The organism is Pseudomonas sp. NY15435 (genome assembly GCF_048068295.1).
Lineage (GTDB): Bacteria > Pseudomonadota > Gammaproteobacteria > Pseudomonadales > Pseudomonadaceae > Pseudomonas.
This window is the reverse complement of record NZ_JBLUQA010000005.1, coordinates 209,937-221,874: the sequence shown is the minus strand read 5'-3', so window position 1 is coordinate 221,874 and position 11,938 is coordinate 209,937. Positions and strand designations below refer to the sequence as shown.

At 66.3% G+C, this 11,938-nt stretch carries 7 protein-coding genes; all 7 read left to right on the top strand.

Annotated features, from left to right (window positions below; translation table 11 throughout):
* Positions 1-100 precede the first annotated feature (100 nt).
* The 7 genes from lpdA (at position 101) to ACNFH5_RS13915 (ending at position 11,897) form a co-directional block, all read left to right on the top strand.
* Complete coding sequence (lpdA, locus tag ACNFH5_RS13945; protein ID WP_416746792.1) at positions 101-1,501, top strand: dihydrolipoyl dehydrogenase; 1,401 nt, start codon at positions 101-103, stop codon at positions 1,499-1,501.
* 246 nt (positions 1,502-1,747) lie between these two features.
* On the top strand, positions 1,748-2,017 hold the full coding sequence (locus tag ACNFH5_RS13940; RefSeq protein WP_024763325.1) for a hypothetical protein: 270 nt from the start codon (positions 1,748-1,750) through the stop codon (positions 2,015-2,017).
* Between the two features lie 315 nt (positions 2,018-2,332).
* The gene (locus tag ACNFH5_RS13935; protein WP_416746790.1) at positions 2,333-6,004 is read left to right on the top strand and encodes a PAS domain S-box protein; all 3,672 of its coding nucleotides are present in this window, start codon (positions 2,333-2,335) and stop codon (positions 6,002-6,004) included.
* Positions 6,001-7,002, top strand: a complete 1,002-nt coding sequence (locus ACNFH5_RS13930; RefSeq protein ID WP_416746788.1) for an HD domain-containing phosphohydrolase — start codon at positions 6,001-6,003, stop codon at positions 7,000-7,002. The genes ACNFH5_RS13935 and ACNFH5_RS13930 overlap by 4 nt, the downstream gene beginning before the upstream one ends.
* A 63-nt stretch (positions 7,003-7,065) precedes the next feature.
* Complete coding sequence (locus tag ACNFH5_RS13925) at positions 7,066-7,611, top strand: DUF4256 domain-containing protein (RefSeq protein ID WP_416746786.1); 546 nt, start codon at positions 7,066-7,068, stop codon at positions 7,609-7,611.
* Between the two features lie 150 nt (positions 7,612-7,761).
* Positions 7,762-8,844 (top strand): efflux RND transporter periplasmic adaptor subunit, encoded by a 1,083-nt coding sequence (locus tag ACNFH5_RS13920; protein ID WP_416746784.1) that lies wholly within the window; start codon positions 7,762-7,764, stop codon positions 8,842-8,844.
* Complete coding sequence (locus tag ACNFH5_RS13915; RefSeq protein WP_416746782.1) at positions 8,844-11,897, top strand: efflux RND transporter permease subunit; 3,054 nt, start codon at positions 8,844-8,846, stop codon at positions 11,895-11,897. Before ACNFH5_RS13920 ends, ACNFH5_RS13915 begins: the two co-directional genes overlap by 1 nt.
* Positions 11,898-11,938 lie beyond the last annotated feature (41 nt).

The following is an 11,938-nucleotide window of genomic DNA, read 5'->3' as shown; positions in this document are numbered from 1 at the left end:
AATATAAATCGAGTAACGCTATTCCCAGGCCCGGCGCTGGTGATCCGGCGGCCAAGGACTAACCTCGATTCACCCCTTTTCCTACTGCGGAGAACACTGCATGAGCGCATACGATGTGATCGTCATTGGCGGCGGCCCCGGTGGCTACAACGCGGCCATTCGCGCCGGCCAGCTGGGTCTGAAAGTGGCCTGTGTGGAGGGCCGCGAAACCCTCGGCGGCACCTGCCTGAACGTCGGCTGCATGCCATCCAAGGCGCTGCTCCATGCGTCGGAGCTGTATGAAGCAGCGGCCGGCGGCGAGTTCGCCAACCTCGGTATCCAGGTCAAGCCGAAGCTCGACCTGGCGCAGATGATGAAGCAGAAGGCCGAAAGCGTGACCGCGCTGACCAAGGGCGTGGAATTCCTCTTCCGCAAGAACAAGGTGGACTGGGTGAAGGGCTGGGGCCGCATCGACGGGCCGGGCAAGGTGGAAGTGACCGCCGCCGATGGCAGCAAGAGCACACTCACCGCCAAGGACATCATCATCGCCACCGGCTCGGAGCCCTCACCGCTGGCGGGCGTGGAAGTCGACAACAAGCGCATCCTCGACTCCACCGGCGCGCTGTCGATTCCCGAAGTACCCAAGCACCTGGTGGTGATCGGCGCGGGTGTCATCGGCCTGGAACTGGGCTCGGTCTGGCGCCGCCTGGGCGCCGAAGTCACGGTGATCGAATACCTGGACCGCATCTGCCCCGGCATGGACCTGGAGACCGCCAAGACCTTCCAGCGCGCGCTGACCAAGCAGGGCATGAGTTTCAGGCTGGGCTCGAAGGTTACCCAGGCCAAGGTCAGTGGAAAGCAGGTGACCCTGAGCGTGGAGCCGGCTGCCGGCGGCGCGGCGGAGTCGATCCAGGCGGACTACGTTCTGCTCGCCATCGGCCGCCGCCCCTATACGCAGGGCCTCGGGCTGGAAAGCGTGGGGCTGACCACCGACAAGCGCGGCATGCTGGAGAACCACGAGCACCGCAGCAGCGTGCCGGGCATCTGGGTGATTGGCGACGTGACCTCCGGCCCGATGCTCGCGCACAAGGCCGAGGACGAGGCCATCGCCTGCGTTGAGCTGATCGCCGGCAAGGCCGGGGAAGTGAACTACGACGTGATCCCCAGCGTGATCTACACCCACCCGGAAGTGGCCACCGTGGGCAAGACCGAAGAACAGCTCAAGGCCGAAGGCCGCGCCTACAAGGTGGGCAAGTTCCCCTTCACCGCCAACAGCAGGGCGAAGATCAACCACGAGACCGAGGGCTTCGTGAAGGTGCTGGCGGACGAGCGCAGCGACGAAATCCTCGGCGTGCACATGATCGGCCCGAACGTCGGCGACATGATCGCGGAGTACTGCGTGGCCATGGAGTTCCGCGGCGCCGCCGAGGACATCGCGCGCACCTGCCACCCACACCCGACGCGCTCCGAAGCGCTGCGCCAGGCGGCAATGAACGTGGATGGCTGGGCCATGCAGGCCTGACCGCTCATCGCTTCTGACCAACGGTATGTGCAGCGCGATGGCGCACCCTCGATAGCGCTGCAGGCCACGGATTACGGGGCCTGCAGCGTTTCACTCGGATTGATTTGCGACTACTTTGTGTACAAACGCGACATGGGCTGTGACTTTCTTCGACTCTGAAACCATCAATTGCGTGAACGAACACGAAAGTGGATGAACCGCTTTCGCCACCTTCGCAATGGATTACCACGCAGAGAGATCACAACCATGCATGCGACTCTTCGTTTCAACGAGGCTCTGCTGATCACTGGACGAGCCTTCCAACCCTTCAATTGTGTGACCTGGGTTGACCAAGGGGGCGACGGCAGCCTCGACCTGTCCGTCCTCGATCGCACCGGTACCCGTCTGCTGGGCCTCACCCGCATTCCCAGCTCCGCCTACTCCGACCCGGAGCAGCTCGAAGGCCTGCTGAACCAGGCCCGCGACGAGCTGAACCGCGAAGGCTACCGCCTGCAGGAATGGCACATGCCCGCCTGATCCGCAGACAGGTACCACCAAAAAAGCCCGGCCCCGCCGGGCTTTTTCATTGGCGCTGCCAGCCGTCGGCAAGCGCTCAATTTCCCGTCTCCGCCGCCGATAACGTGGTATCGGTCGCGCCACCAGCTGCATCGTTTCAGCTTCGATTCCGAAACCTGGCTTTCCACTCGTCCGAATCCGCCGTCGTGGCGCGACTTTCGCGGGTGCAGCGACCGACAATGATGGCAATTTGCAGCCATCCTGTGATCTGCTTCGCACGGACTCCTCCGTCTCGTCTTCCACCAGGCCTTCGGCACGCAGTACGGTCTTCGTTCAATGCTCGATCTGCAGCGATACTTCTACAGCGGCGACACCCCTTCGCTGCTGGTTTTCGGCGAGCACAACACGGCGCTGGTGCTGCTCTCCATCCTCATCGCCATCTTCACATCGGCCATGGCCCTGCAGCTGTCGGGTGTGGCCCGGCTGGCGCGCAGCCCGTTCTACCGCCAGTTGGCCATCGGCACCGGCGCGGTGGCCCTGGGCGGTGGCGTGTGGGCGATGCATTTCATCGGCATGCTGTCCTTCCAGCTCTGCGCGACCGTGCGTTATGACCCGCTGATCACCCTCGCCTCCGGATTGCCGAGCCTGTTCGCCTCGTGGATCGCCCTGAGCCTGCTGGCTCGGCGTAACGTCAGCCGCCTGCAGTTGATCGGCGGCGGCGTGCTGGTCGGCGCGGGTATCGGCGCCATGCACTACAGCGGCATGGCAGCGATGCAGATGGCCCCGCTGCTGCGCTACAACCCCTGGATGTTCGCCCTGTCGATTCTGGTGGCCGTGGTGCTGGCGGTTATTGCACTGTGGGTGCGCTTCGGTCTGCGCGGGCGGATGCGGCCGAACCTGACGATCCTGGCCAGCGGCGTGGTGATGGGCCTGGCCATTGCCGGCATGCACTACACCGGCATGGCCGCCGCACGCTTCGTCGGCCGCGAGGAGTTCGGCGTGCCGCAAGGCGTGCAGGGCAGCTTCTACCTGGCGATGGCGGTGTCCATGGCCACCATCAGCCTGAGCATCTGCGTCGCCGCGGTGAATGGCCTGCTGCGCTACCGCCAGCTGTTCCAGGAACTGCAGCGCCGGCGCAAGCACCTGGATTCGCTGCTCGATGCCGCCGTCGAGGCCATCCTCACCATCGACCACAGCGGTGTGATCCGCTCGGTCAACCACGCCGTCCTGCGCCTGTTCGGCTGGCAACCGCACGAGCTGGTCGGCCAACCCATGCAGGTGCTGATGAACGAGGCCTATGGGCACCAGTTCCGCGTCGCTCTGGAGAACTACAAACGCAGCGGCGAACGCCAGTTCCACAACTCCGAGCTGGAGCTGGAAGGCCTGACCCGCGATGGCCGCGAGTTTCCCGTACGGGTCAGCCTCGGCGTCACCGATCACGACGGCAAGCCCTGGTTCGTCGTGTTCGTCGCCGACATCAGCGAACGCCGCGTGATGGAGCAGGCCCTGCGCACCAGCGAGGAACAATACCGTTCGCTGATTCGCAACATGCCCGGCATCGCCTTCCGGGTACTCCCGGACGATGCCTGGAGCGTGCTGTTCGTCAGCGATGCGGTGGAGGCCGTCACCGGGTGGTCGGCACAGGACTTCAGCGAGCAGCGCATCACCTTCAGCCAGCTTTACCATCCCGATGACCAGGCGGCGGTGAACGAGGAAGTCCGGCGCGCCATCGGCGAAGGCCGCAGCTACGTCGTCGAGTACCGCCTGTTCGACCGCAACGGCCGCGAGCGCTGGATCTGGGAAGGCGGCAGCGCCAGCTACGACGAGGCCGGCAAGGCACAGTGGATCGACGGCGTGCTGCTCGACCAGACCGACACCAAGTTGCTGAGCAACGAGTACGAAGGCAAGGTCACCGCCATCGGCCGCGCCATGGCGCTGATCGAGTTCGACCTGGATGGCCGCGTGCTCGCCGCCAATGAGAACATCCTCGAGCTCTTCGGCTACACCGAAGCCGAAGTGCTGGGCCAGCACCACAGCCTGTTCTGCCCACCGGACATCGCCGCCAGCACCCAGTACCGGGCGTTCTGGCAGGGGCTGCGCGACGGCGAGTACAGCGCCGGCGAATACCGCCGCCTGGCCAAGGACGGGCGCGAGGTGTGGATCCACGCCACCTACAACCCGATCCTCGACTTCGACGGCAAGCCGGTGAAAGTGGTGAAGCTCGCCACCGACCTCACCCCGCGCCGCGTGATGGAGCAGGAACTGCGCAGCGCTCGCGACCGCGCCGAGCAGGCCGCCGCCGCGCGCAGCAGCTTCCTCGCCAACATGAGCCATGAAATCCGCACGCCGATGAACGCCATCATGGGCTTCACCGAGCTGCTGCTGGATTCGCCGCTGGAAGAGAACCAGCGGCGCTACCTGACCACCGTACAGAACGCCTCGCGCTCGCTGCTGGGCCTGCTCAACGACATCCTCGACACCGCCAAGCTGGACCGTGGCGCCATCGAACTGGAAGCGCTCGACTTCTCCCTGCCGGAGCTCTGCGAGCAGGTCTGCGCGGCGCTGCGGCTGTCCGCCGAGCGCAAGGGCCTGAGCCTGCAGATCGATTACGGCCAGCGCGCTGGCGAGTACTTCCAGGGCGACCCGCTGCGCCTGCAACAAGTGCTGACCAACCTGCTGGGCAACGCGGTGAAATTCACCGAGCGTGGCGAAGTCCGGCTGGTCATCAGCGGCGAACCCGGTGCGCTGCGCCTGGCCATCCGTGACACCGGCATCGGCATCGCCGCCGACCGCCTGGAGCGCATCTTCGACCCCTTCGCCCAGGCCGACGCTTCCATGAGCCGGCGCTTCGGCGGCACCGGGCTGGGCACTACCATCTCGCGCCAGTTGGTGGAACTGATGGGCGGCCGCATCACCGTGGAAAGCGAAGTGGGCAGGGGCAGCGTGTTCACCGTCGACCTGCCGTTGCCGGCCGGTCGCAGCGTGCAACCGACAGCCCGCAGCCATACACCGAGCCTGCCGCCGCTGCGCATCCTGGTAGCGGACGACGTGCCACAGAACGTCGAGTTGCTGGAGCTGAATCTGCGCCGCCTGGGCCATCGCCCGCACAGCGTCGGCGACGGGCAGGCTGCCGTTGACGCCTACAGCGCGCAGGACTTCGACCTGATCCTGATGGATGTGCAGATGCCCGGCATGGACGGCCTGGAAGCCACCCGGCGCATCCGCACCATCGAGCAACAGCGCGGCGTCCTGGCTGTGCCAATCATTGCCCTCACCGCCAGCGTGCTCGACCGCGATCGACAGAATGCCCTCGACGCCGGTATGAACGGTTTCGCCAGCAAACCATTGGACCTCGCCGGCCTGCTGGATGAAATGGCCCGTCTGCTCGGTGCCGCGCCCCTGGTGCGCAGCGCGCAGGCCACCGAAAGCACACCGCTGGCAACCCTGGACTGGGCCGCCGGAGCACGCCTGTGGGGCGGCCCGCTGCCCATGGCGCGGGCCATCGTGCGCTTCCTCGATGAGCAGGCGGCCAGCCTGGAGACTTTGGAAACTGCCGTGAACGATGGTGACCGTACCAGCATCACCGCCCTCGCCCATCGTCTGCGCGGTGCCGCCGCCAACCTCGCCCTGCCACGCCTCGCCGGCGCCATCGGCGCACTGGAAAGCGCGGCTGACCATGGCTCGGCCGAACAGCTTGCATCCACACTGGAGCGAGTCCGGGCAGAGTTCGCCACTGTCCGTGAATCGGTGCCGCTGGTGCCCGACGCCGTCGCCGAAGCAGTTGGCGAAGCGGCCTCGCAGGACCTGCGCGGCGCGCTGCAAGCCCTGCAATTGGCGCTCTCCCGTGGCGGTCTCGACGACCAGGCGCTGGAGCGCCTGCGCCTGGGCACTGCGCAAGGCGAACACCGCGAGGCCTTTGAAGCCCTGCGCTACGCCATCGACGATTTCGACTTCGACCAGGCCCTGGAATGGGTCCGGACCCTCGGCACCCGCCTGGAGCAAGCATGACCCAGACCGCCCAAGATCATCGGCCCTGCCTGCTGCTGGTGGACGACGAAGCCACCAACCTCCAGGTGTTGCGCCACATCCTGCAGGACGACTACCGCCTGCTGTTCGCCAAGGACGGCGACAAGGCATTGGAACTGGCCAATCGCGAGCGCCCGGACCTGGTCCTGCTGGACGTGATGATGCCCGGCATGACCGGCTTCGAGGTGTGCCAACGGCTCAAGGCCGAGCAGGCCACCTGTACCATTCCGGTGATCTTCGTCACTGCCCTGGCCGATGTGCCGGATGAAGCCAGAGGCTTCGAGGTCGGCGCGGTGGACTACATCACCAAGCCGGTCAGCCCGCCCATCGTCAGGGCACGGGTGCGCACGCACCTGTCGCTGGTGCGCGTGGAAGAACTGCGGGAGACGCGGCTACAGATCGTCCAGCGCCTGGGCAAGGCCTCCGAGTACAAGGACAACGAGACCGGCCTGCACGTCATCCGCATGAGTCACTACGCGCATATCCTCGCCCGCGCCGCCGGCTACTCCGAGAAGGCCGCCGACGACCTGCTCAACGCGGCCCCCATGCACGATGTGGGCAAGATCGGCATTCCCGATGCCATCCTGCAGAAGCCCGGCCGGCTCGACGAACACGAATGGGCAGTGATGCGCCAGCACCCGGAGATTGGCGCGCGCATCATCGGCGAGCACGACTCCAACCTGCTGCGCCTGGCTCGTAGCATCGCCCTCACCCACCACGAGCGCTGGGACGGCACCGGCTACCCGAAGGGCCTGCGCGGCGAGGAGATTCCCGTCGAGGGTCGCATCGTCGCCATCGCCGACGTATTCGACGCACTGACCAGCGTGCGCCCGTACAAACCGGCGTGGAGCATCGACGAGGCGGTGGAGTTGCTGCGCCGGGAGAAAGGCAGCCAGTTCGACCCGGAGCTGGTAGAGCTGTTCCTCGGCTGCCTGCCCGACATCCTTGCCGTACGCGAGCGCTGGGCCGACGCCGGCTGAGCGGCGGGCCGCGCAAATCCTGCTTTACTCTCAGACCTTCAGCCCCTGCCGAGAGTATGCAAGATGAATGCGAAACAGCACGACACCCTGCTGGCGACACTGCAGGCCCGCTTCGAGCAACATCCCGAGCGTCACAAGGGCATCGACTGGGCGGACGTCCAGGCGCGCCTGAAGGCCGCGCCCGCCAAGCTGAAGGCACTGGAGCAGATGGAAGCCACCGGCGGCGAGCCCGACGTGGTCGGTCGCGAAAGCGCCAGCGGCGCCATCCTGTTCTTCGACTGCAGCGCCGAAACACCGGTCGGCCGGCGCAGCCTCTGCTACGACCGCGAGGCGCTGGATGCGCGAAAGAAGGACAAGCCCGCTGGCTGCGCCACCGAGCTGGCAGCGCATATCGGCATCGAGTTGCTGGACGAAGCGCAGTACCGCCAGTTGCAGGAGCTGGGCAGCTTCGACCAGAAGACTTCCAGTTGGCTGCGCACGCCCGGCTCGATGCGCAAGCTGGACGGCGCGCTGTTCGGCGACCGCCGCTATGAGCGCGTTTTCACCTATCACAACGGCGTGCAGTCTTATTACGCCGCACGAGGTTTTCGTGGTGTGCTGAAGGTCTGATGAGAGGGTTGCTGTCGGTCAATTCTGAACGATTCCTGTACCGGCGCTGAACTTCCCCAGGTGCCCCCGGCGGGCCTTGACTCATGTCAGACGGATTTCTCCGAGCGGCGCGCAGCCTTGCCGCACCGCTCAAATTCAGAGGATTCCCGCGTGAAAACGCCCGCCTGCCTTCTGCTCGCTACCCTGTTGGTCGGCTGTGGTCCGACGCCATCGGCGCCGGTCGAAACCGTCCGCCCGGTGAAGCTCTACAGCGTGCCCACCGCTGCGGCCGAAGGTATGCGTCAGTTCCCCGGCCAGTTGGTGGCCTCGGATGAAGTCGACCTGTCCTTCCGCATCGCCGGCCACCTCAAGACCCTCTCGGTAAAACAGGGCCAGCGCGTGGAGCGTGGGCAACAGATCGCCGAGCTGGACGACGCCGACCTGCGCCTGCGCCTGCGCGACCGCGAGGCCAGCTATAACCTGGCCCGCGCCCAGTACCAGCGCGTCGCCACGCTCAACGAGCGGCAGCTGGTGGCCCGCGCCGAACTGGACCAGCGCAAGGCCCAGCTGGATTCCGCCGAAGCCGCGCTGAAGCTGGCCCGCCAGGAGCTCGGCTATGCGCGACTGGAAGCCCCTTTCGCCGGGGTCATCGCCCAGGTGCCGGTGCAGAACCACCAGATGCTGCAACCCAAGCAGCCGGTGGCCATCCTGCAATCCGCCGATACCTATGACGTGCAGTTCCAACTGCCGGAAAGCCTGCTGGAACGCGTTGATGGCGCCAGCCTGCGCAGCGACTACCAGCCCATCGTGCGCCTGGCCCGCGTGCCCGGTCGCGATTTCCCCGCGCAGTACAAGGAGCACAGCACCCGCCCCGACCCGGCGACGCTGAGCTACACCGTCACCCTCACCCTCGAGCGCCCGAAGGACGTCACCCTGCTGCCGGGCATGAGCGCCACCGTCGAGGTGGACTTCGCCCAGCTCGGCCGCGATACCCCGGCGCTACTGCGGGTTCCGGTGGAAGCGGTGTTCAGCGCCGATAACAGCGCGCCGGGACTGAGCCAGGTATGGGTAGTGAAAGGTGAAGGCGAGGCGCTGCACGTCGAGCGCCGTGAAGTGAAGCTCGGACAACCTGGCACGGATGGCATCCAGATTCTCTCCGGTCTGGAGCCAGGCGAGCGCATCGTCGCCGCCGGCACCGCCGAGCTGCGTGAAGGCCAGCGTGTACGCCCGTGGCAACGCGAGCGGGGGCTGTAATGGATATCACCGGTTATTTTCTGAAAAACAAGGTCAGCAGCTGGATCGTTATCCTCCTGCTGGCCCTCGGCGGCCTCTACGCCATTCTCGAGATCGGCCGCCTGGAAGACCCTGCCTTCACCGTGAAGACCGCCGTGGTGGCCACCCGCTACGCCGGCGCCTCGCCGCAGCAGGTGGAAGAAGAAGTCACCTATCCGCTGGAGAACGCCATCCAGCAACTGGCCTACGTCGACAAGCTCACTTCGATATCCAGCGCCGGCCTGTCGCAGATCACCGTCAACGTGAAGCCGCAGTACCGCGCAGGCGAGTTGCCGCAGATCTGGGACGAATTGCGGCGCAAGGTCAACGACCTCGCCCCGCACCTGCCGCCGGGCGTCTCGCCGCCGCAGGTGAACGACGATTTCGGCGACGTCTACGGCATTCTCCTGTCGTTGTCCGGCAAGGGCTACAGCTACCAGGAGCTGCGTGACTACGCCGACTACCTGCGCCGTGAACTGGTGCTGGTGCCGGGGGTGAGCAAGGTGGTGGTGTCCGGCCTGCAGGCAGAGCAGGTGCAGGTGGACGTCTCGCAGGAAAAGATGACTGCCATGGGCGTGCCACTGACTCGCCTGGTGAACCTGCTGACCCGTCAGAACGTGGTGTCCGACGCCGGCAGCCTGCGCGTCGGCAGCGAGAGTATTCGTCTGCACCCCACCGGCGAATTCACTGACGTCTCGGAGCTGGAACAACTGCTGGTCAGTGCGCCGGGCAGTGCCCAGTTGATCCGCCTGGGCGACATCGCCACGGTCAAGCGCGGTTTCACCGATACCCCCAGCCACCTCTGGCGCGCCGACGGCAACCCCGCCCTGGCGCTGGGCATCGCCTTCGCCCCGCAGGTCAATGTCGTGAAGGTCGGCGATGCCGTGCATCTGCGCCTCGACCAGCTGGAAAGCGAACGCCCCGCCGGCATGCAGCTGACGCCGTTCTACGACCAGGCGGTGGAAGTTCACGGCGCGGTGAACGGCTTCCTGCTCAGCTTCGTCCTGGCGCTGGGCATCGTCGTCGGCACCCTGTTGATCTTCATGGGCCTGCGCAGCGGCGTGGTGATCGCCGGGGTGCTGGCGCTCAACGTGCTGGGCAGCCTGCTGCTGATGTACCTGCTGGGCATCGAGTTGCAGCGCATCAGCCTCGGCGCGCTGATCATTTCCCTGTGCATGCTGGTGGACAACGCCATCGTCGTGGTCGAGGGCGTGCTGGTGGGCCGCCTGCGCGGTCAGGGCATCGACGTCGCGATCCGCCACATCGTCCGCCTCACCGCCCTGCCCCTGCTGGGCGCAACGGTCATTGCAGTGCTGGCCTTCGCCCCCATCGGGCTGTCCTCGGACTCCACCGGCGAGTACTGCCGCTCGCTGTTCGACGTGCTGCTGGTGTCGCTGCTGCTCAGCTGGGTCACCGCTATGACCCTGGCGCCGCTGTTCGCCCGCTGGGCCTTCGCCAACCTGCCGGTGCAAGGCGACAGCGCCGAGCCGCACCAGGGCTGGCTGTATCGCGCCTACCGTGCTCTGCTGGAAGCCTGCCTGCGTCAGCGCACGCTGACCCTGGGCGTGCTGGCCCTGGCGCTGGCTGCGTCCCTTCTGGGCTTCGCCCAGGTACGGCAGAACTTCTTCCCGCCGGCCAACACGCCGATGTTCTTCGTTGACCTGTGGCTGCCCCAGGGCACAGCCATCGAACACACCCGTGACCTGGCCGCCGAGATCGACCAGCACATCACCGCCCTGCCGGGCGTTGAGCGCACCGTCACCAGCATCGGCCAGGGCGCGCCGCGCTTCATCCTCACCTACGGCGCCGAACGCCAGCACGCCAACTACGCCCAGGTGCTGGTGCGCACCGAGAACCGCGCGCAGATTCCCGCCCTGATCGCCGACCTGCAGCACTACCTCGACGAGCGCTATCCGCACCTGCAGACCGGCCTCAAGCGCCTGATGTTCGGGCCCTCCAGCGGTAGCGCCATCGAAGTGCGGCTGACCGGCGCCGATCCGCAGGTGCTGCGCCGCCTCGGCGCACAGGTGGGCGATATTCTCGCCGCCGACCCTGTCGCCACCGGCGTCAGTCACGATTGGCAGGCCCGCGCGCTGCTGGTGCGCCCGCAGTTCAATGAAGCCCGCGGCCGCGAACTGGGCATCGACAAGGGCGACCTGGACAGCCTGCTGCGCATGAGTTTCAGCGGTCTCGCGGTAGGCATCTACCGCGACGGCACCCAGCAATTGCCCATCGTCGTGCGCGAGAGCGAGCTGAACGCCGGGCAGATCAACGACCTGATGCTGTGGAGCCCGGTGAGCCAGCGCTACCTGCCCATCGAACAGGTGGTCGGCGGCTTCGACAGTGTCTGGGAAGACCCGCTGATCCTGCGCCAGGACCGCAAGCGCACCCTGACGGTGATGGCCGACGTCGCCCCGCAGAGCGGCGAAACCTCCTCGCAACTGCTGGTCCGCGTGCGCCCGCAGATCGAGGCACTGCAACTGCCACCGGGCTACGAGCTGGCCTGGGGCGGCGATGTGGAAAACTCCGGCGACGCCCGCAACGGCGTGCTCGGCAGCCTGCCGATGGCCTTCCTGGCGATGTTCATCATCACCGTGCTGATGTTCTCCTCACCGCGCAAGGCGCTGCTGATCTGGCTCACCGTGCCGCTGGCGATGATCGGCGTGACCATCGGCTTCCTGCTCACCGGCATCCCGTTCGGCTTCATGGCGCTGCTGGGGCTGCTGAGCCTGTCGGGAATGCTGGTGCGCAACGGCATCGTGCTGCTGGAGGAAGTCGACAACCTCGCCGAAAGCGGCCAGCCAGCGCGCGAGGCATTGGTCAATGCCGCCTGCGCGCGCCTGCGGCCGATCTGCCTGACCGCACTGACCACCATCCTGGGCCTGGCGCCGCTGCTGCTGGACGCCTTCTTCCAGAGCATGTCGGTGGTGATCATGTTCGGCCTGGGTTTCGCTACGCTGCTGACGCTGGTGGTGCTGCCAGTGTTGTATGCCAGCGCTTACCGTCTTGGCGGTTCGAAGGTGACTGCCCGCTGATTTGGCAGGATTCGTGGGGTGACTGACGTTGCCGCCAGCGC